Raw genomic sequence first — 24,310 nt, forward strand, 5'->3', positions numbered from 1 at the left:
GCGCTAGCTGGCGGCGTCGCCGTGCCTGGCCTGCAGTCGACCATCCACCACGTCATAGCCGAGATCCGCCAGGGCGTTGCGGTCAGCCCGACTCAGGGAACCGGCGTCGAACTCCGCCAGGAGGTCCGGCCGGCGCTCCGAAGTGCGTCGAAACTGCTCGTGGCGCCGCCATTGTGCGATCTTGCCGTGGTTGCCACTGAGCAGGACAGCAGGGACGTCGTAGTCTCGCCACGCGGACGGCTTGGTGTACACCGGGTACTCCAACAGGCCATCGGAGTGGGACTCCTCAACCAGGGATTCGGGGTTGCCTACGACCCCGGGCAGCAGGCGCCCGATGGCCTCGACCATGGCCAGCACAGCCACTTCGCCACCGTTGAGCACGTAGTCACCCAGGCTCATGGGCCGAACAGTGAAATGCTCCTGCGCCCACTCGATCACGCGTTCGTCAATACCCTCGTAGCGTCCGCAGGCAAAGACCAACTGCTCTTCCTCGGCGAGCTCGTAGGCCAGGGCTTGATTGAACCGCTCCCCCGCAGGCGACGGAACAATCAATACAGGCTTTGCACCCTCGCTTGGCTTCGCAACCGACTCAAGGGCCTGCGCCCATGGTTCGGGTTTCATGACCATTCCTGCACCGCCACCATAAGGGGTGTCGTCCACTGTCCGATGCTTGTCGGTGGTGAAGGTGCGGAGATCGTGGACATTGAGTTCCAACAACCCGTCCTGCCGGGCCTTGCCTATGAGGGACAGCTCCAGCGGAGCAAGGTACTCCGGGAAAATGCTGACGACATCGATCCTCATTCAGGCATCAACCCCGGCGCCGTCCTGAGGCTCCTCCGAGGCACCGTCATTAATCTCGAAGAGGCCATCAGGCGGAGTGACCAGGATGTACCCTGCCTCAACGTTGACCTCGGGCACGATCTCATCGACGAAGGGAATGAGGATTTCTTTGCCGTCCTCTGTTGTGACCGTCAACAGATCCTGGACGGGCAGCGTGGTGAGGGCGGCAACCTTGCCGACAACCTGCGAACCGACCCGAACTTCCAAGCCGACCAGCTCGTGCTCGTACCAACCTTCGTCGTCGTCTTCGTCGTCGAGTTCTTCGGTTTCAATAAAGAGCTTGGCGCCACGGATGACCTCGGCTGCGTTGCGGTCGGCAATTTCCTCGAAACCCAACAGGAGGATGTCCTTGTTCCACCGGGCACTGCGGATGGTCAGCGGTCCGGCAGAAGCCGGCTCCACAACGAACTCGGTTCCGGCGACGAACCGCTCGGACGGTGCGTCGGTAAGCACCTGCACCGTTACCTCGCCGCGAATGCCGTGGGGCTTGCCGATCCGGGCCACCTGGAGCTGCATGGATTCCTCTGAATTCTTGTGGACCGCGCCGCCGGGCAGCCACGGTGATGATTTGGTGGATAAAGCAATCCGGCCCCTCCACCATATTCGGTGAAGGGGCCGGATCTAAGACAAGTAGTGCTGAGCGCGTTACCGGCGACGGTCGGTGTCGACGACGTCGACCCTGACCTGCTCGCCACCAGCCAAAGCTGCAACCACAGTGCGCAAAGCACGTGCAGTGCGTCCTTGACGGCCGATCACCCGTCCGAGGTCCTCCTGGTGAACGCGCACCTCAAGGGATTCCCCGCGGCGGTTGTTCTTGGCACTGACCTTGACATCCTCAGGGCTGTCAACGATCCCACGGACCAAGTGCTCGAGCGCTTCTGCCAGCAACTTACTCAGCCTCGGTGGTCTCTGCTTCAGCCTCGGCCGGAGCCTCAGCAGCGTCGTCCTTCTTGGCCTTCTTGGTGATGGCTTCCGGGATGATGACGGAACCCTTCTCCGGAGCTACGAAAGCTTCCTTCGGAGCTTTGGTCTTCAGGGTGCCTTCCTGGCCCGGGAGGCCCTTGAACTTCTGCCAGTCACCGGTGATCTTGAGGATCGCAGCAACCTGTTCGGTGGGCTGGGCACCAACGGAAAGCCAGTACTGAGCGCGCTCGGAAGCGACCTCGATGTACGACGGCTCTTCGGTGGGGTGGTACTTGCCGATTTCTTCAATGGCACGGCCATCGCGCTTGGCGCGGGCATCCATGACGACGATGCGGTAGTACGGTGCGCGCATCTTACCGAAGCGCTTAAGGCGAATCTTTACGGCCACTTTTGTGGTCACTCCTGTTTCTGAAACGAGGTTGAACCCGACGTTCTGCACCCGTGGGGCGGGCCATACTTGACGGTTCGAAGGACAAGATACGAGCACGGAGAGAGGGGCCGCACCGATCGAGTACCTGTCTATTGTGCCAGATGCCGGGTGCAATTACGACTTACACCACGTGGGGCGGTGTGTTGTTGGTCACCGGAAGGCATCCAACGCAGCGCCGCGGGACGTGCGATTCGTCAGACGGACCAGACGTAGAGCCCGGAACGCTCCACCTTCTCAACGTCAGTGGCCAGCGCAGCCAACTGCTGGACGTACTGGCGCGACGCGGTTGCATCGAAAGGCATGTCGTCCTGGGCAGCCCATGCCGCGGCAACGTCGTCGAGGACGTTTTCCTCGCCCTCGCTTTCATACGTGAGCAGTTCGGCAAGAGCCCGCACCATTGCCTCGGGAACGCCAAGGAGTGCATCGCTGGTGACATCCACGAGGGCCAGTTCATAGTCAGCGCCGGACGCGTGAACAGCCTGGCCCGCGAGGTCGCCCAGCTGTTCGACTTCGAAGTCCGTGATTCCCTCGATCCTGACGGCGGGACCGGCTACTTCAGCGCCCCTGTCCAGGGCTGCGGCCCGCTTGAGTGCTTCATCGTGGGTGGCTACAAAAATTTCGGCAAAGCCCATGGGAAAGTACTCTCATTCCTTCGTGCTGACGGGGCGGCGGCACAGGACCCTGGGGTTCCGTGCCGTCACTGCCCAGCCTAATGCAGCGAAAGGCCGCAGGGACGCAGTCGCCATGGCGGCCTAGCGAACGGCGACCCGAAGCTTGTTGCGCCAAGGATCCTCGAACCGCAGCTCAGCGCCGGTGTGATGGTTGTGCACGCCGGCAACCTTTAGCCGATCCGCCAGCGCCGACACATCATCAGCGCCAGGGACTTCAATCAGCACTTCACCCAGCCCGAGCGTGTCCCGACGGGGTCCGGCACCGCGGCTGTTCCAGACATTCATCGCCATATGGTGGTGGTAGCCGCCGGCGGAGACGAACAGCGCCTGACCATGCCAGCCTGCGGTCCGCTCAAAACCCAAGGTTTCCACATAGAACTTTTGCGCAGTCTCGACATCACCCACCTGCAAGTGCACATGCCCGACGCCGGCGGCCGCCTCGCGCTGCCCGGTCACGGCAGCTTCACTCAAGTGCTCTTGCAGGAACCGCTGTGGCGGGAGTGCAACGTTGTCCATAACCACATTCGCGCCATCCCACTGCCACAGCTCACGGGGCTTGTCGTAGTAGAGCTCGATGCCGTTGCCCTCGGGATCGGTGAAGTAGAACGCTTCGCTGACGAGGTGGTCTGCGCTGCCGGCGAAGGCGCGGGGTTCAAACTCGGCGGCGGTAGCAATGGTGGCGGCAAGGGAAGGCTGGTCCTTGAACAGGATGGCCGTGTGGAACAAGCCCGCTTCGCCACGCCCCGGAACCTGGAGGCCAGCCGCGGGAGCAAGATGAACAACCGGCTTTCCGACGCGCCCCAGATACAGGCCGCCATCCTGCTCGGCCACCACATCCAGGCCCAAGGCCCGCTGGTAGTAGTCGCTCATCACCTTCATGTCGCCAACCTTGAGCATGACGGTGCCCATGGTGAGTTCGGCAGGCAGAAGATCCTGGCTGAATGAAGTGGTCATGTGAAGCTCCCGGTTCTGAGGTGGCCGCGCATCGGCACCTTCCTACCCTTGTAAATTACTTGAAGCTTCAATTTATTCCTAACGGATGATTCTTCCGCGAAGGACGATGTGTTTGGGGTCGCAGACAGTGGCCACCTCAAGCCTCGGGTCGTCAGCGCACAGCACGACGTCGGCACTCGCCCCTTCGCTGATGCCCTCAGCTCCCAGCCATGATCGGGCGCCCCAACAGGCGGCCTCGAGCACCGCCCACGGCGGCAGGCCGGCGTCGTGCAGTTCCCTCATCTCGTCCGCGATCCGACCGTGCTTGATCACGCTGCCCGCATCCGTTCCCGCGTAGATCGCGACCCCGGCCTCGAAAGCCTCAAGCACCCGCTCACGCCGACGCTCCCAAAGGCGCACCATGTGGCCCGCGTACTCCGGAAACTTCGGCGCTGCCTGGGCAGCGATCTCCGGAAAGGTCGCAATGTTGACCAACGTGGGAACGATCGGCACCGACTGCTCCACCAGCCGTGGAATGTGCCGGGGCAGAAGGCCAGTGGCATGTTCAATGCAGTCGATGTTGGCATCGAGCATGTCGTCGATGGTGTCCTCCGCGAAGCAGTGCGCCGTGACCCTGGCACCTTCATCGTGGGCGGCAGCAATGGCGTCTTTGACCAGCTCTGCCGGGAACGACGCAGCGAGGTCGCCAACGCCACGATCAATCCAATCGCCTACCAGTTTCACCCAGCCATCACCGTCCCGGGCTTCCTTTCGGACCGTCTCCACGAGCTGGTCCGGTTCAATTTCATGGCCCAGTCCGCGGAGGTAGCGCCGACTCCTGGCGATGTGCCGGCCGGATCGGATCAAGCGGGGCAAGTCCGTCCGCTGCTGGACCCAGCGCGTGTCGCTGGGCGATCCCGCGTCCCGGATCAGCAGCGTTCCGGCGGCAAGGTCCGCCTGGGTCTGGGCAAGCGTGGTCGCCTCGTCAACCGCCCCTCCGACGCCGAGCCCGATGTGGCAGTGGGCGTCAACAAAGCCTGGCAGCACCCAACCATCCACAACCCTGTCCGGTGTGGCCACTGGGCGCTCGAAGGTCAGGACTCCGTCCACGGACCACATGCCGCGCCGCTCGATATCCCGAGCCACGAGCACAGGTCCGCTGAATTCAATAATGCTGGCCATGGCAAAAGCCTAGTCCGCCCGTCATCACCGGAAACCTGCTGCGCCCATGTGACTGCGTACTCGTTCGGCGCTGTGGTAGCTTCGTCTACGACCACACGGGGGCCCCTGCAGGGGCTGAGATCGGACTGACGCAGTCTGCGACCGTTGAACCTGTCCGGGTAATGCCGGCGAAGGAAGTGAGTAATCCTTGAGCACCACAGAAACACAGCACACCCCTGCCCAAAACGAGCCTGTTACGCAGTCCCTCAGGTCCCATTCGCTGGCATGGATTGAAGACCATGACGCCGGAATCCGCGTCCCCGTCACGGAAATCGCCCTGGAACCCTCCCCCAACGGCCAGGCCAACACGCCGCTGCGGGTGTATCGCACCGCCGGGCCGGGCAGCAATCCAGTGGTGGGGTTGGAGCCTTTCCGGGCACCGTGGATCGCAGCGCGCGGCGATACGGAGATCTATTCCGGCCGCGGCCGGAACCTGCTCGACGACGGCAAGTCGGCCGTGCGGCGCGGAGCCGCATCGGCGGAGTGGAAGGGTGCACAACCGGTGCCCCGCCGCGCCGTCGAGGGTAAAACCGTCACGCAGATGCATTACGCGAAGCAGGGCGTCGTGACGCCGGAAATGCGTTTCGTTGCGCTGCGGGAGAACTGCGATGTGGAGCTGGTCAGAAGCGAACTGGCCGCCGGCCGGGCCATCATCCCCAACAACATCAACCACCCGGAGTCCGAGCCCATGATTATTGGCAAGGCCTTCCTGGTGAAGATCAACGCCAACATCGGAAACTCGGCGGTCACCAGTTCCATCGCCGAAGAAGTGGACAAGCTTCAGTGGGCCACCCAGTGGGGCGCAGACACCGTCATGGACCTCTCCACTGGCGACGACATCCACACAACCCGTGAATGGCTCATCCGCAACTCACCCGTCCCCATCGGAACGGTGCCCATCTACCAGGCATTGGAGAAGGTCAACGGTGAAGCCAACAAGCTGACGTGGGAAATCTTCCGCGACACTGTGATCGAGCAGTGTGAACAGGGCGTGGATTACATGACCATCCACGCCGGCGTGCTGCTGCGGTACGTACCCCTGACCGCCAACCGCGTCACGGGCATCGTGTCCCGCGGCGGCTCGATCATGGCCGGCTGGTGCCTGGCGCACCACCAGGAGAATTTCCTATACACACACTTCGATGAGCTGTGCCGGATTTTCGCCCAGTACGACGTCTCGTTCTCGCTGGGCGACGGGCTGCGCCCCGGCTCCATTGCCGATGCCAACGACGCCGCGCAATTCGCCGAGCTGGACACCCTGGCGGAGCTGACACAGCGGGCCTGGGAATTCGACGTCCAGGTCATGGTGGAGGGCCCCGGGCATATCCCCTTCCACCTGGTCCGCGAAAATGTGGAACGCCAGCAGGAACTCTGCAAGGGTGCGCCGTTTTATACCCTGGGTCCGCTGGTCACCGATATCGCCCCGGGCTACGACCACATCACCTCGGCCATCGGTGCCACCGAGATTGCCCGCTATGGCACGGCCATGCTCTGCTACGTGACACCCAAGGAACACCTCGGGCTGCCGAACAGGGATGACGTCAAAACGGGCGTGATTACCTACAAGATCGCCGCCCACGCAGCCGACCTCGCCAAGGGACATCAAGGGGCCAGCGAGCGTGATGATGCCCTGTCCAAAGCACGTTTTGAGTTCCGCTGGCGCGATCAGTTCGCGTTGTCCCTGGATCCGGTGACAGCTGAGGGATTCCATGACGAGACCTTGCCCGCCGAGCCTGCGAAGACCGCCCACTTCTGCTCGATGTGCGGGCCGAAATTCTGTTCCATGCGCATTAGCCAGGACATCCGCGACGAGTATGGTTCGGCCGAATCGCAGGCGGCAATCGCCGGGATGTACAGCGGTATGCGGGAAAAGAGCAGGGAGTTCCTGGAATCAGGCGGGAAGGTGTACCTGCCTGAACTTGAAATCCCCTCGGGCCCGGAGAGCACCAAGGCCCGGGCGGCCAATATTTCAGGACGCCTGAACTGACCTTGCCCGTCCCACATCCGCGACGAACGAACGGATGATGTGATCGCCGTCGACTGAATCCTGGGGCCGGTGTCCGCCCGCCGCCACACGGCGGAGGGCGCCGGTCTCCTGGAGGTACCCTGCAATCTCTTCGTACAGGGGTTCCCAGCCGCCGGTGAGCACCAAGGTGGGAACACCGGGAACAATGTGAAGCGGAGCCTCCCACGGAGGTTCTTGGAGCCTGAGCCTGCGAGCAGAACGACGCGCCTCCGGAGTGTCCAGCCCTCCCGTTTCGGCCGAATAAGCCCGGCGGAAGTACTCGCGTTGGTAATCGGCATCGTTGAGTTGGTTCCGAACGTCAAACAGCGGTTCCATGAGGGCCCGATGGGAACTCGTCGCAGGAAGCTCCGCCGTCAATGACAGGCAAGCCGGTTCAACCAAAGACAGCGAGTGCACGAGGTCGGGGCGCTCGATTGCGGCCAGCATGGCCGAAATGGCGCCTTGTTCATGGGCGACAATGTGGCCGCCGCCGGAATCGACCAACGCATTGGTCAGGATGGCGACGTCCGCCGTCACATTGGATTCCCGTGGTTCGGCAACGGCATCAAAGCCGTGCCGGCGGAGGAACAGGGCGTCATAAGCCAGGGCCATGCCATGCTGCTTCGGCCATGCCGCAGCACCGAAACTGCCCAGGCCGTGAACGAAGACTACGCGCTGCTTATGCATTGGTTCAGCCTATTCCACGGCTCTGACATCCCAAGGGGCGGAACTCAACCCCTCGGGAGGCAAGTTCTACTTTCCGAGGAACTTGTCGAAGCCCTTGGGAAGGTTCAGGGAGGACGGGTCGAAGTCCGCTGCGCCCTGGCCAAACGCCGCACCCGTAGGTGCTGCCGAGGCCGCGTTGGCGCGCTTGGTTTCCGCGTCGCGCAGCTCCTGAGCCGCCTTGGCCGGGTTGCCGGAACGCGCCTTCTTCTTGGGAGCGTTCTTACCGTTCTTGCGTCCGCCGCCGGGGCCACCAAGACCGGGCATTCCCGGCATACCTGGCATGCCGCCGCCTTGGGCAAGCTTCTTCATCATCTTCTGGGCCTGGGCGAAACGCTCCAGCAGGCCGTTGACCTCGGAAACATGGACACCTGAACCCTTGGCGATACGGGCGCGGCGTGAGCCGTTGATGATCTTGGGAGCCACACGCTCGTGCGGGGTCATGGAACGGACGATCGCTTCGACGCGGTCGATCTCTTTTTCGTCGAAGTTCTCCAACTGCTGACGGATGTTCTGCGCACCCGGCATCATCATGAGCATCTTCTTCATGGAGCCCATGTTGCGGATCTGCTGCATCTGGGCCAGGAAGTCGTCCAGGGTGAAGTCTTCCTGGTCGGCGAACTTCTTCGCCATCCGGGCTGCTTCGTCCTTGTCCCACGCCTTCTCAGCCTGTTCGATCAGGGTGAGGACGTCGCCCATGTCCAGGATGCGCGAAGCCATGCGGTCAGGGTGGAAGAGCTCAAAGTCGTCCAAACCTTCACCGGTGGACGCAAACATGACCGGCTTACCGGTGACCGATGCAACGGACAGCGCGGCACCACCGCGGGCGTCGCCGTCGAGCTTGGACAGAACGATGCCCGTGAAGTTGACGCCTTCATCGAAGGCCATCGCCGTGTTGACGGCATCCTGGCCAATCATGGAGTCGATCACGAAGAGGACTTCGTTGGGGATGATCGCCTGACGGATGCGGCGGGCCTGGTCCATCATTTCTGCGTCGACACCGAGACGGCCGGCGGTATCAACGATCACGACGTCGTGGAGCTTCTGGCGGGCTTCCTCGACGCCGGCCTTGGCAACGGCCACCGGGTCTCCGGCGGGATGCTCGAGCTCGGAAGTAGCGCCGGGATGCGGGGCGAAAACCGGGACACCGGCACGCTGGCCAACAACCTGGAGCTGGGTCACTGCGTTGGGGCGCTGAAGATCACACGCCACCAGCATGGGGCTGTGTCCCTGGGCTTTGAGCCACTTGGACAGCTTGCCGGCGAGGGTGGTCTTACCCGCACCTTGGAGGCCCGCCAGCATGATGATGGTGGGGCCGGTCTTGGCCAGGCGGATTCGACGGGTCTCGCCGCCAAGGATCTCCTTGAGTTCCTCGTTAACGATCTTGACGATCTGCTGGCTCGGGTTCAATGCTCCCGAGACCTCGGCGCCCAAGGCACGTTCGCGGACACGGCCGGTGAACTCGCGGACCACGGAGACGGCAACATCCGCGTCCAAGAGGGCGCGGCGAATCTCCCGGACGGTGGCATCGACATCAGCCTCGGTGAGGCGGCCCTTGCCACGGAGGTTCTTGAAGGTTGCTGTCAACCGGTCAGAGAGTGAATTGAACACGCGCCGTGCACTTCTTTCGATGGTCTACGAATGGCGGCCAATGCGGCACGCCAGAGTCTTGACGATTCCTGCCCCCACAAAGGTGTCTCAACCCCAACTACTAAGCGTCGACTAGGGGACTCGACTATCTAGGGTACCAAGTCGCACCTGCAAGATGGCATGCTGGCACAGTGACCAGCAAAACAACTGTAAGAACGTTGCTCATCCTCGGCGCGTCCGGGGACCTCACAGGCAGACTGCTCCTTCCTGGACTTGCCGGGCTGTTGGCTTCCGGCCGGGCTCCCGGGCTCCGGTTGGTGGGCGCAGGGTCCGATCCTTGGTCTCCCGAACAATGGAAGCAACGAGTCGGCGCCGCCTTTGAAACGGCGTCGGGCACGGCGGATGCCTCCGGGCTCGCCGCCATGGCAGCTGTCGCGGAAAACACCAGCTACCACCAGGTTGACGTCACAGCGGACGGACCACTGGCCGAGCTGCTTGCCCAGCTGGAGGGGCCCACAGCCATCTACTTCGCGCTGCCACCGCATGTGAGCCAAAAGGCCTGCGAAGTCCTGCACAAGGATCAACTGCCCCCCGGGACACGCCTGGTGATGGAGAAGCCGTTCGGTTCCGGAACAGAGTCAGCGCATGAGCTGAACAAGACGCTGGCAGCCTTGGTGCCCGAGGACCACATTCACCGTGTGGACCATTTCCTGGGCAAAGCCACGGTGCTGAACATCCTTGGCCTTCGCTTCGCCAACAGGTTCCTGGAGCCGGTGTGGAACCGCGAACACATCGAAAAGGTGGAGGTCATTTTCGACGAGGACCTCGCCCTTGAGGGCAGGGCCCGCTACTACGACACTGCCGGGGCGCTCCGGGACATGATCCAGAGCCACCTCCTCCACATCATGGCGTTCCTCGCCATTGACGCCCCTGCCACCATCGAAGAACGGGACCTTCGGGACGCCGTGGCCACCGTCCTGCGGGCCAGCAGCATCAAGGCCCCCTACGGCGACTCCACGCGGCGCGCCCGCTACACAGCGGGGACCCTCGGCGAAAGGACCGTGCCGGACTACGCCGCCGAGGAAGGCGTGGACCCGTCCCGAAATACCGAGACCCTCGCGGAAGTGCGCGTGGACATCGACAACTGGCGCTGGAAGGGCGTCCCGTTCATCCTTCGCTCGGGCAAGGCCCTGGGGCGTCGACGCAAGGAAGCCGTGATTACCTTCCGTCCTGTCCCCCACCTGCCCAGGGGCTTCTCGGGCGTGGACTCCCCCAACCAGCTGCGGATCGGCTTCGGTCCGGATGTGCTCCAGCTCGACGTTGATGTCAACGGACCCGGCGATATCTTTACGCTGGACCGTGCCAGCCTGGTGGCCGAACTCAATGCGCCCGGAATGCTGCCGTACGGTGAAGTGCTGGAAGGCATCCTCAACGGTGACCCGCTCCTGTCCGTCCGGGGTGACACAGCCGAGGACTGCTGGCGGATCATCGAGCCGGTCCTCCGCGCCTGGGAGGACGGTTCCGTTCCGTTGGAAGAGTACGACGCCGGCACCGCCGGGCCCGCGGGCTGGCCCACCGACGTCGTGGACTAACGGCGGCCGCGGACCCACGGCAGCGGCAACGCACCAGCGGGCCGGGTACCTGTATCGGTACCCGGCCCGCTGTGCTGTCCGGAACTTAGGCCGCGGCCTGGAACTTAGATCGCGGCAGCGCCGCGCTCACCTGTCCGGACCCGGACTGCTTCGTAAACATCCACGGTCCATACCTTGCCATCGCCGGCTCGGCCTGTGTTGGAGCTGGCGATGAGGACATCCAGGATGTCGTCTGCCTGCTCGTCGGTGGCAAGGACCTCGATGCGGATCTTCGGCAGCAGATCCACGTTGTACTCGGCTCCGCGGTACACCTCGGTGTAGCCGCGCTGACGGCCGTAGCCGCTGGCCGCGCTGACCGTCAGGCCCTGGACCCCATATGATTCGAGGCCCTCCCGGACTGCTTCAAGCTTTTCGGGTCGGACGATCGCTGTGATGAGCTTCATGCCTGGACACTCTCCTTGCCTTCTGCGGGAACCTTCTCTTCGGATTTCCCGGTCATCGCCTCGTGCAGCGGCTGGAAGCTGCCGCCGTGGCCGTTGACACCAAACTCGTAAGCCGTTTCAGCGTGCAGGCTGAGGTCCACGCCCACGTTTTCCTGTTCCGTGGAGACCCGGAAGCCCATGGTCTTGTGGATGGCGAAGGCGATGATGGCCGTCATGATGGCCGAGAATGCGATGGCGATGCCGGCCGCTGCGAGCTGGGCCCACATCTGGGTCATTCCGCCACCGTAGAAGAGGCCGCCGCCAACACCGTCGGTGGGAAGGGCAATGAAGCCCAGGGCCACGGTGCCGATGATGCCGGAGACGAGGTGGACACCAACAACGTCCAGGGAGTCGTCAAAGCCCCAGCGGAACTTGAGGCCGACAGCCAGGGCGGAAGCCACACCGGCAACCACACCGAGGCCCAGGGCACCCACAGGGCTGACGTTTGCACAGGCCGGGGTGATCGCGACCAAGCCGGCAACTACACCGGAGGCTGCACCGAGGGAGGTGGGGTGGCCGTCGCGGATGCGCTCAGTGATGAGCCAGCCGATCATGGCTGCCGCCGGAGCTGCGAGGGTGTTGATCCAGATCAGGCCGCCCTGTTCGGCGGTGGTTGCTGCGCCGCCGTTGAAGCCGAACCAACCAAACCACAGGATGGCAGCGCCAAGCATGACGAACGGAATGTTGTGCGGGCGGTGGTTCGGGTCCTTGCCGAAGCCACGGCGGTTACCAATGATGAGGACCAGGACGAGCGCCGCCACACCAGCATTGATGTGCACCACTGTGCCGCCGGCAAAGTCGATGGCCGGACCGAGGGCCTTACCAATGGCGCCTTCTGGGCCGAACAGGCCACCGCCCCAGACCATGTAAGCCAGCGGGCAGTAAACCAGCGTGACCCAAACCGGAACGAAGATGCTCCAGGCGCCGAATTTGGCGCGGTCAGCGATCGCGCCGCTGATCAGTGCGACGGTGATGATGGCGAACGTTGAGGCGTAGCCAACCTTGATCAAGCCGTCAGGGGTGTTGATGCCTTCGAGGCCGAAGGTGGCGAACGGGTTGCCCACGATCTCCATGAAGCCTTCGCCGGAGCTCATTGATGCGCCCCACAGCACCCATACAACGCCTACGATGCCGATGGAGATAAAGCTCATCATCATCATGTTCAGGGCTGCTTTGGCGCGTGTCATGCCGCCGTAGAAAAATGCCAGACCAGGTGTCATGAACAGCACAAGCGCCGCCGCCACCATGACCCATACGTGACCTGCGGTAAGTTCCATGGTGCACGTTCCTCTCTTGCTAGATCTGCGGTTCAACCGCTGTCCTGACGCCCTTTGCGTCCTGCTTAAGAGTTTTGTGCCGCCGTGTTTCACCTGCGCAGGTTTTACATTGCGGGCTCGTTACAACAACCTCCCCAACGTAAATGGTGCATATCCCCGGTGTTACGGATATGTTTCAGGCGTCAGACTTCACCGGAATTACCCAGCTTTCGCGCCCTTGGGGCCAAAGCCAACAAACCCCATTCGAAGGACCAGCACCGTATGACCCAGTCGCCACGATCCGTCAAAGCTCCAAGGATCCGGCCGGAGAAGGCTCCCTTGCCTCGCGATATCAAGGTGATGTTGGCTGCAGCGTTCCTGATCGCGCTTGGCTTCGGCCTGGTGGCTCCGGTGCTCCCGCAGTTCGCCACGACGTTCGACGTCGGCGCCACTGCGGCCGCCGTGATCGTGAGTATCTTCGCCTTCATGCGCTTGGTCTTCGCACCCGCAGGCGGTGCCCTGATCGGACGGTTCGGGGAACGGAACGTGTACGTATCCGGCCTGCTGATCGTCGCGGTGTCCACTGCCGCATGCGCCTTTGCCCAGGACTACTGGCAGCTGTTGATTTTTCGTGGACTCGGAGGTGCCGGCTCCGTGATGTTTACGGTTGCCGCCATGGGTTTGCTGATCCGGCTCGCGCCGCCTGAACGCCGCGGACGCGTGTCCGGGGCCTATGCATCGGCTTTCCTGATCGGAAGCGTGCTGGGTCCCGTAGTGGGCGGGCTGCTGGCGGGATTCGGCCTTCGGGTCCCGTTCCTGGCCTACGCCGGGGCCTTATTGGTGGCCGCCGTGGTGGTCCGCACCATGCTCAGCGGCGAGGGCAACGCAGCGGAGGACGCCACGCCTGTCCCGGCCATGACCTTGAAGGAAGCCCTGACCGACTCCGCCTACCGAGCCGCGGTCTTCTCGAGCTTCGGCAACGGTTGGGTGACGTTCGGTGTCCGGATGGCCACCATCCCGCTGTTCGCGGTGGCGGTTTTGCAGTCCGCGCCTGAGACTGCCGCTTGGGCGCTGGCCATCTTTGCGGTGGGCAACGCCGTTGCCCTGACGTTCAGCGGGCGCTTGGCCGACGCCTGGGGACGGAAGCCCCTGCTGATCCCCGGTTTGGCCATCACCGGCTTGGCCACAGGGGTCATTGGCTTCACGACTGATTTGCCGGCCTTCCTCGCTGCATCCGCGGTGGCGGGTTTCGGTTCCGGTTTGCTGGGCCCGGCGCAGCAGGCCGCCGTCGCCGATGTCATTGGCCGGGGACGCTCCGGAGGCAAGGTGCTGGCCGTCTTCCAAATGGCGGCGGACACGGGCGCCATTATCGGACCCATCGTGGCAGGTCTCCTGGCCGACCGCCTTGGCTATGGCTGGGCATTCGGCATCACCGGGGGCGTGCTCCTGCTGACCGCCGCAGGCTGGTCGCTGGCACGCGAACCCCTTAAACCCAAAAACTGACTGGCAGTTGTGGTTGTTCCGAGGGCTCAGAACAACCACAACTGCCAGCCAGTTGGGCAGGCAGCGCTAGTTAAGCAGCGCGTCAACGAAGCTTTCAGCATCGAAAGGCGCGAGGTCGTCAGGGCCTTCACCCAGGCCTATGAGCTTGACGGGAACGCCCAGCGACTTCTGGATGGCCACCACGATGCCGCCCTTGGCGGTTCCGTCCAGCTTGGTCAGCACGATGCCAGTGATGTTCACAACCTCCGCGAAAACGCGAGCTTGGTTGAGGCCGTTCTGGCCCGTGGTGGCGTCAAGGACCAGCAGGACCTCATCCACGTCGGCCAGCTTCTCGATGACACGCTTGACCTTGCCGAGCTCATCCATCAGGCCGGTCTTGTTCTGGAGGCGTCCTGCAGTGTCCACCATGACAACATCGACTTCCTGGTCGATGCCGGCCTTAACGGCCTCGTAGGCAACCGATGCGGGGTCGGCGCCATCAATGTCGGACTTGACCGTGGGCACACCCACGCGCTGTCCCCACGTGGCCAACTGCTCCGCCGCCGCCGCACGGAAGGTATCAGCGGCACCCAGCAGGACATCCTTGTCTTCAGCCACCAGCACCCGTGCCAGCTTGCCAACGGTGGTGGTCTTGCCGACGCCGTTCACACCAACAACAAGCACGACGGCGGGCCGGTCCGTCTTGCGCTCGACGTTCAGGGAGCGGTCCATGGTGGGGTCAACGAGCTTGATGAGCTCTTCGCGCAGCATGGCCTTGACGTCCTCGGGGCTGCGGGTGCCCAAGACCTTGACGCGCTCACGCAGGGCATCAACCAGCTGCATGGTGGGTTCGGTGCCGAGGTCCGCCAGCAGGAGGGTCTCTTCAACCTCGTCCCAGACGTTTTCGTCGATCTTGTCGCCGGACAGCAATGCCAGGAGGCCCTTGCCCAGGATGTTGTTGGACTTGATCAGGCGGGCGCGGAGGCGGGTGAGTCGTCCTTCCACCGGCGCCGGGGTGTCAACGGCAATGGTTTCGAGCCCGGCCGCATCATCGGGCACATCCGTGCCTTCCACGGATCCATCGAAGGTGGGGGCCGGTGCTTTCACCTCATCCGGGCGGTCCTCCACAAGGGTTCCGCCGCCAGCCGCCGACGACTGGACGGGGTCGTTCGTATCTCGCGTTCCGGGGTACTTCGCCCCTGACTTCCGGGCTTTCATCAATACCGGCACGAGTCCGCCGACCACGACGAGCGCAGCGAGAATGGACAGAATTATGGGTAGGAAATCGTTCACTCCCCTACCTTCTCATAAAGCTATGCCCCGGCACCGAGCCGCTGGCTGATGACGGTCGAGACGCCGTCGCCCCTCATCGTGACGCCATAAAGGGCGTCGGCAACTTCCATGGTGCGCTTCTGGTGGGTGATCACGATCAGCTGGCTGGACTCGCGCAGCTCTTCGAAAATAGTGATGAGCCGGCCCAGGTTGGTGTCATCCAACGCAGCTTCCACTTCGTCCATGACATAGAACGGCGATGGCCGGGCTTTGAAGATGGCCACCAGGAGCGCCACTGCCGTCAGGGAGCGCTCACCGCCGGAGAGAAGCGAGAGCCGCTTGATCTTCTTACCCGCAGGCCGGGCCTCCACCTCAATCCCGGTAGTCAGCATGTCGTCGGGATCCGTGAGCACCAACCGGCCTTCTCCGCCTGGAAAGAGCCTCGCAAAGACGTGGTCGAATTGCGCCGAAGTGTCCGCAAACGCCTCGGTGAAGACCTGCTGGACCCGGTTGTCCACCTCTTTGATGATGTCCAAAAGGTCCTTGCGGCTGGACTTGAGGTCCTCCAGTTGCGAGCTCAGGAACTGGTGGCGTTCTTCCAGCGCAGCAAACTCCTCCAGCGCGAGCGGGTTGACCTTTCCCAGCGCTGCCAGTTCCCGTTCCGCCTTCTTAAGCCGCTTCTCCTGCTCCGCACGGACGAAAGGAATCCCTTCAACGACTGGTTCCCCTTTCTCGTCCACCGGCGCCCTAAGCTCGGCCCACTTGTCGGTGGTAGCCCCTGCCGGCAGCGGAACGGGCCGGTCCGGGCCATAGTCCGCTACCAGCTGCTCCGCGGAAAGTCCCAGCTCTTCGATGGACCGTGTTTCCAAGGCCTCGATACGCAGCCGCTGTTGGGTCCGCGCCATCTCGTCACGGTGTACGGAATCTGTGAGCTCGGCCAGCTCCCGGGCCAGGGCGTCGTTGCCGGTGCGGACCTCGGACAGTTCTTTCTCAAGCTGCTCCCGCGTCTGCTCAGCCAGGTCGCGTTCATTGCCGGCCAGATCCACCGAGATGTCGATGAAACGGAGCGTTTGCTCCACCGCCGCCGCGACAGCCGACGCACGTTGGGCCTGGGCCCGCCGACGCTGGGCCCGCCGCGCCGCTTCTTCCCGGGCCCGTCGTTCGGTGGCGGCAGCCCGCTCCAGAGAAGCGGCCCTGTTGCTGATGGCCCCCAGCTGCTCTTCCGCAGTCCTCAGGGCAAGCCGGGCTTCTGTTTCAAGGGAACGGGCAGTCCTGGCTCGCGCCGCAAGTTCGTCGCGCTGATCCGTGGACGGTTCTTCGTCCGGGGCTTCCTGCGCCGCAGCAAGCCGTTCTGCCGCGACTTCCAGGTCCAGCTGGGCCTCCGCGATGTTGGCTTCCGCCTTGGCCATGGACGCAGCGAGCCTGTCACTTTCTCCTACGGCACTGCGGAGAACCGAATTGAGATGGCCCAGGCGCTCGGCCACCGCGGCAAGCCGGGCATCCGATTCGTGAAGCCGCTCCAGGGCGGTATCGGCCCGCTCCTGCGCCTCGGTGCGGCGGGACTGGGCGCCAGCCAGGGCGAAGCGGCCACGCTCCAGGCGGGCAGTTACCTCCTGAAGGCGCGCGACGGCGTCGTCCACTGCTGCCTGGACCTCCAACAGCGACGGCGCGGTGGCTGACCCACCCAGGATGGTCAGGGCCGTGAAGATGTCACCATCGCGGGTGACTGCCGTGAGCGTCGGCTGTTCAGCGACCAGGGCCGCGGCCGCCCGCACATCATCGACGACGACGGTAGCGTCCAGGAGCGCCAGGGCGCCTTGGGCAGTTGGGTCAGCGATCTTCACGACATCGGCGGCCCAGCGACAACCAGCGGGGAGCTCCACCGTGGCGTGGGTTTCGTCACCCGCGCCGGAACTGTCCGCCAGGAGCAACGCAGCCCGGCCGGCGTCGTCGTCTTTTAATGTCCGGATGGCGGCCAGGGCACTCTTCGTATCGGCCACCACCAAGGCGTCCGAGGCACTGCCCAGGGCAGCAGCAATCGCGGCCTCGCATCCCGGCTCGATGGTTACCAGTGCGGCCAGCGGACCTAAAATGCCGTCGGCGGTGAGGAGGCTGGCGGACCCGTCCTTACGGTTGAGCCCCAGCTGAAGGGCATCCCGCCGCGCCACCAGGGCATCCCTCTCCCGGACGGCTTCCCGCTCGGAGGCCTTGAGTTCTTCGATTTCGGCGATGACAGCATCCAGGAGGTCGCTGGCTTCCTCATATTCGGCGTCGAGGCTCTCTTCACCATCTTCAACGCCAGCCACCTGCGACTCAAGGGCGGTGAACTCGCTCAGGGCCTTGCGGCGCCGCTCGTCGCCGGCTCCGAGGGATTCCCTCAGGCGACCGCGTTCGGCCTCCGCCGCCTCGGCACGGGATCGCGCGGCTGCAACCTGGCCCGCCAACCTGGCCAACCCCTCCCGCCGATCAGCCGCTGCCCTGAGCATGGCGGTCAGTCGCTTGTCTTCGGCGGCTGCGAGCGCCTCTGCTCCATCCTTGGCCACTGTCGCTTCGAGGAGCGCAGCTTGTTTGGCAAGGATGTCGTGTTCCAAGGCGGCCTGCTCTTCGCGGACCCGGGCGGCCTGGCGCTCAAGCTGTTCGGGGTCGCGCCCGGAGTCCACGGTGGCTTCAGAAGAGCCCAGGAGGCGACGGCGCTCCGTGGCCAGGGAACCGAGGGAGCGCAGGCGCTCCCTCGCAGCGGAGAGCTGATACCAATGGTCCCGGGCGGCGTTCAGGCGAGGCGTCGCTTCGGCGGCCTGCTGCTCGAGCGCGGCCTGGCGCCGACGACCCAACCCCAGTCCAGCCTCAACAACCTGGCGGCGCTCCTTGAGGGCCGCTTCGTCCGCGACGTCCTTTTCGAGGGAAGTTGTCAGTTGCACAAGGTCGTCCGCCAAGAGGCGGGCGCGGGCATCCCGGACGTCGAACTGCACTGTCTGGGCGCGACGGGCTATTTCTGCCTGCTTGCCCAGCGGAGTGAGCTGGCGCCGGATCTCCGCGGTGAGGTCGCCGAGCCGGGCAAGGTTGGCCTGCATCGCCTCAAGCTTTCGAACAGTCTTTTCCTTGCGGCGCCGATGCTTGAGGATCCCGGCTGCTTCTTCGATGAAACCCCGGCGGTCTTCTGGTGTGGCGTGCAGGACCCGGTCCAGTTGGCCTTGTCCCACGATGACGTGCATTTCGCGCCCGAGGCCGGAATCGGACAGCAGTTCCTGGATATCGAGGAGCCGGCACGGGGCGCCGTTGATGGCGTATTCGGACCCGCCTGTGCGGAAGAGTGTCCGGGAAATCGTGACTTCGCTGTACTCGATGGGAAGCGCGTTGTCTGCGTTGTCTATGGTCAGGGACACATGGGCCCGCCCCAGGGGTGGCCGACCCGACGTGCCTGCGAAGATGACGTCTTCCATTTTGCCGCCGCGCAGGGTTTTGGCGCCCTGTTCCCCCATGACCCAGGCCAGGGCATCCACCACATTGGATTTGCCCGATCCGTTGGGTCCCACGACGGCAGTGACGCCGGGTTCGAAGTCGAACGTCGTGGCCGACGCGAACGACTTGAATCCTCGGACAGTCAGACTTTTCAGGTGCAAGGCGCTTCGGTTCTCCTGGATGGCCCGGGTGTTCGTATCACCTAAATCTACTGCCGTTTGTGTGAAATCTTCGGATCCGGGGCCGGAACGCCTTGCGGGTGGCAGGCCGCACCCCTACACTCCTGCCAAGGGCTACTTGGCCTATTCGTTCTGGTGATCCGGCGACGACGGGAATTTTTGTTCAGTCGCTGCCGGATCCGGTCCCGATCTTCGGAACGAGAATCCAAGTGCACAACCCTGTGATGCATAACTGAAGATCTTGGTTTGACCCTGGCTGGGGAGCGGCAAGCAGGGACCGTGCTCTTAAAGGGCGGTCTCGTCTAAGCAATTGGCGTACCACTCCAGGAGTTCTGATGCCCGGTCCTCAAGCTACCCGACCCCAGCGAATCCTCAAGGGCTTCCTTGTGCCCCTGGTGATCGCAACAGTGGCAGCGCTTTTGCCCCTCACCGCACCAGCGGCGGTCGCGGCGGGTCCCTGCGATCCTGTGGTGAACCTTGTCGCCTGCGAGAACTCCAAGACCGGAAGTCCCCCTTCCGAATGGGACATCAACGGGGCGGGCGACGACAGTATCCAAGGCTTCTCCACCGAGATCAGCGTCAATGCCGGTCAGCCCATCCGTTTCAAGGTGGACACCACCGCGCCGAGCTACACCATAGCGATCTATCGCACCGGTTGGTACGCGGGCAACGGAGCCCGGAAGATCGCGGACGTCACGCCGTCGGTCCTGCGCCAGAACCAACCGGCGTGCCGGAGTGACCTGACCACGGAACTTTATGACTGCGGCACCTGGGCGGTGTCTGCAACGTGGCAGGTGCCGGCCACTGCTGTGTCAGGGGTGTACATTGCCTTGCTCAGGCGCCCCGACACCGGGGCCAAGAGCCACATCACGTTTATCGTGCGCAACGACGGAAACCGTTCCGCCGTCGTCTTCCAGACTGCGGACCAGACCTGGCAGGCGTACAACACCTATGGCGGCTCGGACTTTTACCAGGGAGCCGCGAACGGCCGGTCCTACAAGGTCAGCTACAACCGCCCAATGGCAACCCGGGATGGTCCGGGGGGCAGGGACTTCTACTTCTCCAACGAGTACCCCATGGTGCGGTTCCTTGAGCAGAACGGCTACGACGTCAGCTACATCAGCGGCCTTGATACCGACCGCAACGGTGCGGAGCTGCTGAACCATAAGGTGTTTCTGTCCGTGGGGCACGATGAGTACTGGTCGGGCCCTCAACGGGCAAATGTCACGGCCGCCCGGGACGCAGGCGTAAACCTCCAGTTCCTTTCGGGCAACGAGATGTACTGGCGGACCCGGTTCGAGCCCTCCACAGTGGACGGGGCCGCCAATCGGACGCTGACCTGCTACAAGGAAACCTGGGGAAACGCCAAGATCGATCCCAGCACGCAGTGGACAGGCACCTGGCGTGATCCCCGCTTCGCCTCCCAGGCCAACGGCGGAGGCCTGCCCGAGAACGGCCTGACGGGGACCCTGTATATGTCCAACCACTCGGACCTTCCCGTGACGGTGAAGGCGGACGAAGGGAAGACAAGGCTATGGCGCAATACTTCCCTGGCATCGTTGCCGGCCGGTTCGTCGGCAGCGTTGGCGCCGCATACCGTGGGGTACGAGTCCAACGAGGACCTGGACAACGGCTTCCGGCCGGCAGGGCTCATCCGGCTGTCCACCACGGTGGGCAACGTCCCGGAGTACCTGCAGGATTTCGGTAATACAGTGGCCCCGGGAAGCACCACCCACAATGTGACCCTCTACCGGGCCGCAAGTGGTGCGCTGGTCTTCTCCGCGGGCAGCGTTCAGTGGACATGGGGCCTGGACCAGGAGCACGACGGCGATGGCGCACCGGCCGACGCCCGCATGCGGCAAGCGCAGGTCAACATCCTCGCCGACATGGGTGCGCAGCCTGCCACCAGGGCCGCAGGACTGGTGGCAGCCGTCGCAAGCACCGACACGACCAAGCCCACTGCGGCCATCTCCGCTCCTGCCAACGGAGCCACCGTGGCCCACGGCAGCAGCGTCACCGTGACCGGGACGGCCACCGACGTGGGCGGCGTTGTGGCCGGCGTGGAAGTGTCCACCGATGGCGGGGCCACATGGCACCCCGCGCAAGGTAAGTCGAGCTGGACCTACACCTATATCCAGAAGGGCCTCGCCACGGCGACCATCCAGGCGCGCGCCATTGATGACAGCGCCAACATCGGAACCGCCGTGACCAGGAACCTGACCCTCAGCGGCCCCTACAGCGTCTTCGGCCAAACGGTGCCGGTGGTCAAGGACTCCGGTGACGGCGGCGCTTACGAAATGGGCTTGCGCTTTACACCTTCAGTGGACGGTTTCATCACAGGCGTCCGCTTCTACAAGAGCACGGCAAACACAGGAACCCACACCGGCTCCTTGTGGAGCTCCACCGGCGAGCGCCTTGCCACCACCACGTTCACCAACGAGACCGCGTCCGGGTGGCAGACGGCCTTGTTCAGCCAGGCCGTGCCCGTAGCGGCAGGACAGAAATACACGGTTTCCTACTGGGCGCCCAACGGGCACTACGCCAGCAAGGACCACCAGTGGGCCAGCTTTGGTTCGACCGATGCGCCCCTGAAAGTGGCTGGAGGTTTCGGGGCTGAGCCAGCCGGTGTCTATGCGACATCCCAAAGCTTCCCCACCACCAGCTACAACGGTGGCAATTACTTCGCGGACGCACTCTTCAGCACGGTGGACAGCACGCCGATGACCGTGTCCGGCCACACGCCGTTCCCGTCGTCGTCCAGCGTGTCCGTCAATACCAAGGTGAGCGCTGTCTTCTCCAAGCCCGTCACTGCGGCCAGCGTCCAGCTGACGTTGCAGTCGCCGTCGGGTCCCGTTGCAGGCACGACAGCTTACGATGCCGCCACGCGGCGGGCGACGTTCACGCCGTCGAACGCTCTTGCGTTCAGTACCCAATTCACGGCCACGCTGTCCGGGACCGATTCGATCGGCGGACCCGTGACTGCCGGCGGGACCTGGTCCTTCACGACGGCTGCGACGCTGCCTGTGCCCGGCGCCTGCCCGTGCAGCCTGTTCGACGACTCCGTGACACCCGGCATTGCCGAGCTTCGTGAGGGCGTTCCTGTGACCCTCGGGGTGAGGTTCTCCAGTGTCTCGGCGGGTGAAGTGATTGGCATGCGCTTCTACAAGTCGGCAGGAAATACGGGCACCCACAACGGCGCCCTGTACACGGCTTCCGGGCAGCAACTGGCAACCGTGGCGTTCACCAATGAGAGCGCCTCCGGATGGCAGACGGCAATGTTCAGCCAGCCGGTCCAGATGGCTGCGAACACCGAGTACATCGTGTCCTACAAGTCACTGACCGGGACTTACTCGGCCACGGCCAATGGATTCGGTTCAGGCATGAGCGTTGGTCCGTTGCGGGCTGCGCCGGATGCCGGTGCTTATACCTACAGCGGAGACTTTGCCGCCTCCCGGTCTACGGCAAGCTACCTCGTGGATGTTGTGGTCACAGTTCCCAACACGCCGTTCACTGTAGGTTCCCAGTCACCGCTGCCGAATGCGTCCAGCGTTCCCCTCAGCACCGCTGTGAGTGGCGTTCTGTCGGAGGCCGCAGTGGCATCCAGCGTCACCCTGGGAGTAAAGGTAACCAATGGCGCGGCAGTGGCAGGGTCCACCACTTACGACCAGGCAACGCGCAAGGTGACCTTCACACCGGCTGCTCCGCTCGCGGCGGGAACTTCCTACACGGCCACGGTCACTGCGAATTCGGTGTCAGGACAGCCGATGTCGGGAGGCAGCACGTGGACGTTCACCACGGTTCCGGCGCCGAGGACTCCGGGCGTGTGCCCCTGCACCTTGTACCAGGACACCGTGACCCCCACGACGCCCGACGCCAACGACGGCGTCCCGCTGGCCCTTGGTGTCCGGTTCGCCAGTGATACCGCCGGGCAGGTTACCGGCGTCCGCTTCTACAAGGCGGCCGGCAACACAGGAACGCACACCGGTTCCCTGTTCACGGTGACCGGACAACTCCTGGCCACCGTGACCTTCACCAACGAGTCAAGCGTCGGCTGGCAGACGGCATCGTTCAGCCAGCCCGTGACCATCGAGGCCGACACCGAGTACGTGATGGCCTATAAGGCGCCCACCGGCAAATACTCCTACACTGCCGGCGGATTCGGCGAGGGCTTCACCAGCGGGCCGCTGCGTACTGCGGCGGACTCCGGAGCTTTCGCCTACAACAGTGACTTCCCGAATTCCGCGTCCACCGCCAGCTACCTGGTGGATGTGGTCTTCGCTACGGCCACACCACCGTTGACGGTCTCGGAGCAGGTTCCGGCCCCCGGCGCCACGGGTATCCCTGCGGACGTGAAGCCATCCATCACCTTCTCTTCCCCCATCCAATCCGGTGCCTCGTTCACGTTGACGGCCAACGGCAGCGCTGTGGCCGGCACCGCCGCACTGTCTGCGGACAACCGCTCCATCACTTTCACCCCAACAGCGGCGCTGCCCGCCAGCACGGTGATAACGGCCAACGTGACGAATGTTGTGTCCCAGCAAGGACAGACCCTTCCCACCACCACCTGGCAATTCACCACAGCCGCCCCCACAGTGCAACTGTCCACGATCTTCGGATCGCTGACTCCCCAGATAGTTTCCGCGTCCGACTTCATGCCCGTGGAGCTTGGGACTGCCTTCACTGTGTCGCAGGCAGGGAATGTGACCGGAATCCGTTTCTACAAAGGGGCCGGAAATACCGGTACCCATGTGGGTTCGCTCTGGAATTCGGCGGGCACCCGCCTCGCCCAAGTCACCTTCACCAACGAAACAGCCACGGGCTGGCAGACGGCAACCTTGTCCTCTCCGGTGGCCCTGGTAACGGGCCAAACCTACGTTGTCTCGTACAGGGCCCCCAACGGCCGCTATTCCTACACGTCGGGCTTCTTCAACCAAACGTGGACCAGCGGGGTGTTCACGGCCTCCGGCCCGAACAACGGCCGCTATCGGTACGGCTCCGGCGGGGTCATGCCAGCCAACTCCTGGAACGCCACGAATTACTTCGTGGACGTGGTGTACTCCACCACCGTCGCGGCCCAACAACAGGCTGCGCCGGCTCCATCTCCAACAGTTACGCCTACGCCAACACCGACCCCAACAGGGACGGCAACCGCCACTGCAACGCCAACCCCGAGCCCGTCGCCGAGCCCGTCCCCGAGCCCGTCGTCGTCCGGTGGGTTGCTCTGCGGGTTGCTCGGGCTCTGCTGACACAG

17 protein-coding genes and 1 riboswitch are annotated in these 24,310 nt (G+C 63.9%); of the genes, 4 read left to right on the forward strand and 13 right to left on the reverse strand.

Features of this window, described 5'->3' with window-relative positions:
• Positions 1–3 precede the first annotated feature (3 nt).
• The 7 genes from trmD to FQP90_RS09385 form a co-directional block, all read right to left on the reverse strand.
• Positions 4–801 carry a tRNA (guanosine(37)-N1)-methyltransferase TrmD gene (trmD, locus tag FQP90_RS09355; RefSeq protein ID WP_144649545.1) on the reverse strand — a complete coding sequence of 266 codons (798 nt, stop codon included), beginning with the start codon at positions 799–801 and terminating at the stop codon, positions 4–6.
• Positions 802–1,356 carry a ribosome maturation factor RimM gene (rimM, locus tag FQP90_RS09360; RefSeq protein WP_144649546.1) on the reverse strand — a complete coding sequence of 185 codons (555 nt, stop codon included), beginning with the start codon at positions 1,354–1,356 and terminating at the stop codon, positions 802–804.
• Between the two features lie 129 nt (positions 1,357–1,485).
• Positions 1,486–1,728, reverse strand: coding sequence for an RNA-binding protein (locus FQP90_RS09365; RefSeq protein WP_011775119.1), 243 nt, complete (start codon positions 1,726–1,728; stop codon positions 1,486–1,488).
• 1 nt (position 1,729) lies between these two features.
• A complete protein-coding gene (gene rpsP, locus FQP90_RS09370) occupies positions 1,730–2,152 on the reverse strand; it encodes a 30S ribosomal protein S16 (RefSeq protein WP_018776208.1) in 423 nt (140 codons plus the stop codon).
• A gap of 236 nt (positions 2,153–2,388) precedes the next feature.
• A complete protein-coding gene (locus FQP90_RS09375; RefSeq protein ID WP_144649548.1) occupies positions 2,389–2,826 on the reverse strand; it encodes a hypothetical protein in 438 nt (145 codons plus the stop codon).
• A gap of 120 nt (positions 2,827–2,946) precedes the next feature.
• On the reverse strand, positions 2,947–3,819 hold the full coding sequence (locus tag FQP90_RS09380) for a VOC family protein (RefSeq protein ID WP_144649550.1): 873 nt from the start codon (positions 3,817–3,819) through the stop codon (positions 2,947–2,949).
• Positions 3,820–3,897: 78 nt separating this feature from the next.
• The gene (locus FQP90_RS09385) at positions 3,898–4,980 is read right to left on the reverse strand and encodes an amidohydrolase family protein (protein ID WP_144649552.1); all 1,083 of its coding nucleotides are present in this window, start codon (positions 4,978–4,980) and stop codon (positions 3,898–3,900) included.
• 85 nt (positions 4,981–5,065) lie between these two features.
• A riboswitch (TPP riboswitch) is annotated at positions 5,066–5,173 on the forward strand.
• On the opposite strand from FQP90_RS09385, the gene thiC reads away from it, so the two are divergent.
• The gene (gene thiC / locus FQP90_RS09390) at positions 5,168–7,006 is read left to right on the forward strand and encodes a phosphomethylpyrimidine synthase ThiC (protein WP_144649554.1); all 1,839 of its coding nucleotides are present in this window, start codon (positions 5,168–5,170) and stop codon (positions 7,004–7,006) included. (Overlaps the previous riboswitch by 6 nt.)
• Here the strand turns inward: thiC and FQP90_RS09395 are convergent.
• Positions 6,989–7,711 (reverse strand): alpha/beta fold hydrolase, encoded by a 723-nt coding sequence (locus FQP90_RS09395; protein ID WP_144649556.1) that lies wholly within the window; start codon positions 7,709–7,711, stop codon positions 6,989–6,991. The genes thiC and FQP90_RS09395 overlap by 18 nt on opposite strands.
• Positions 7,712–7,777: 66 nt before the next feature.
• Entirely contained in the window at positions 7,778–9,358 is a 1,581-nt protein-coding gene (ffh, locus tag FQP90_RS09400) for a signal recognition particle protein (protein ID WP_144649558.1), read from the reverse strand.
• Positions 9,359–9,528: 170 nt separating this feature from the next.
• Here ffh and FQP90_RS09405 point away from each other — a divergent pair, with 170 nt between their 5' ends.
• The gene (locus FQP90_RS09405) at positions 9,529–10,929 is read left to right on the forward strand and encodes a glucose-6-phosphate dehydrogenase (protein WP_144649560.1); all 1,401 of its coding nucleotides are present in this window, start codon (positions 9,529–9,531) and stop codon (positions 10,927–10,929) included.
• Between the two features lie 104 nt (positions 10,930–11,033).
• On the opposite strand, the gene FQP90_RS09410 is transcribed toward FQP90_RS09405, so the two are convergent.
• Together FQP90_RS09410 and FQP90_RS09415 are read right to left on the reverse strand one after the other, a co-directional pair.
• Positions 11,034–11,372: a P-II family nitrogen regulator gene (locus FQP90_RS09410; protein WP_011775128.1), complete on the reverse strand. Its 339-nt coding sequence runs from the start codon at positions 11,370–11,372 to the stop codon at positions 11,034–11,036.
• On the reverse strand, positions 11,369–12,688 hold the full coding sequence (locus tag FQP90_RS09415; RefSeq protein WP_144649562.1) for an ammonium transporter: 1,320 nt from the start codon (positions 12,686–12,688) through the stop codon (positions 11,369–11,371). Before FQP90_RS09415 ends, FQP90_RS09410 begins: the two co-directional genes overlap by 4 nt.
• 261 nt (positions 12,689–12,949) lie before the next feature.
• Between FQP90_RS09415 and FQP90_RS09420 the strand changes: the two genes are divergently transcribed.
• Positions 12,950–14,170 (forward strand): MFS transporter, encoded by a 1,221-nt coding sequence (locus FQP90_RS09420; protein WP_144649564.1) that lies wholly within the window; start codon positions 12,950–12,952, stop codon positions 14,168–14,170.
• Between the two features lie 66 nt (positions 14,171–14,236).
• Here the strand turns inward: FQP90_RS09420 and ftsY are convergent, their stop codons facing one another.
• Together ftsY and smc are read right to left on the reverse strand one after the other, a co-directional pair.
• Complete coding sequence (gene ftsY / locus FQP90_RS09425; RefSeq protein WP_144649566.1) at positions 14,237–15,442, reverse strand: signal recognition particle-docking protein FtsY; 1,206 nt, start codon at positions 15,440–15,442, stop codon at positions 14,237–14,239.
• A 20-nt stretch (positions 15,443–15,462) separates the two neighbouring features.
• Positions 15,463–19,041, reverse strand: a complete 3,579-nt coding sequence (smc, locus tag FQP90_RS09430; RefSeq protein ID WP_208759979.1) for a chromosome segregation protein SMC — start codon at positions 19,039–19,041, stop codon at positions 15,463–15,465.
• A gap of 353 nt (positions 19,042–19,394) precedes the next feature.
• On the opposite strand from smc, the gene FQP90_RS09435 reads away from it, so the two are divergent.
• Complete coding sequence (locus tag FQP90_RS09435; RefSeq protein ID WP_144649568.1) at positions 19,395–24,305, forward strand: DUF4082 domain-containing protein; 4,911 nt, start codon at positions 19,395–19,397, stop codon at positions 24,303–24,305.
• The last annotated feature ends 5 nt before the right edge of the window (positions 24,306–24,310 follow it).

Origin of the sequence: Paenarthrobacter nitroguajacolicus (assembly GCF_007786235.1) — a bacterium.
GTDB lineage: Bacteria > Actinomycetota > Actinomycetes > Actinomycetales > Micrococcaceae > Arthrobacter > Arthrobacter nitroguajacolicus_A.

Bases quoted from the DNA above. Each gene is read 5' to 3' on its own strand.
- trmD (WP_144649545.1), bottom strand. From the start codon at position 801: ATGAGGATCGATGTCGTCAGCATTTTCCCGGAGTACCTTGCTCCGCTG.
- rimM (WP_144649546.1), bottom strand. From the start codon at position 1,356: ATGCAGCTCCAGGTGGCCCGGATCGGCAAGCCCCACGGCATTCGCGGC.
- FQP90_RS09375 (WP_144649548.1), bottom strand. From the start codon at position 2,826: ATGGGCTTTGCCGAAATTTTTGTAGCCACCCACGATGAAGCACTCAAG.
- FQP90_RS09380 (WP_144649550.1), bottom strand. From the start codon at position 3,819: ATGACCACTTCATTCAGCCAGGATCTTCTGCCTGCCGAACTCACCATG.
- FQP90_RS09385 (WP_144649552.1), bottom strand. From the start codon at position 4,980: ATGGCCAGCATTATTGAATTCAGCGGACCTGTGCTCGTGGCTCGGGAT.
- FQP90_RS09395 (WP_144649556.1), bottom strand. From the start codon at position 7,711: ATGCATAAGCAGCGCGTAGTCTTCGTTCACGGCCTGGGCAGTTTCGGT.
- FQP90_RS09410 (WP_011775128.1), bottom strand. From the start codon at position 11,372: ATGAAGCTCATCACAGCGATCGTCCGACCCGAAAAGCTTGAAGCAGTC.
- FQP90_RS09415 (WP_144649562.1), bottom strand. From the start codon at position 12,688: ATGGAACTTACCGCAGGTCACGTATGGGTCATGGTGGCGGCGGCGCTT.
- FQP90_RS09420 (WP_144649564.1), top strand. From the start codon at position 12,950: ATGACCCAGTCGCCACGATCCGTCAAAGCTCCAAGGATCCGGCCGGAG.
- FQP90_RS09435 (WP_144649568.1), top strand. From the start codon at position 19,395: ATGCCCGGTCCTCAAGCTACCCGACCCCAGCGAATCCTCAAGGGCTTC.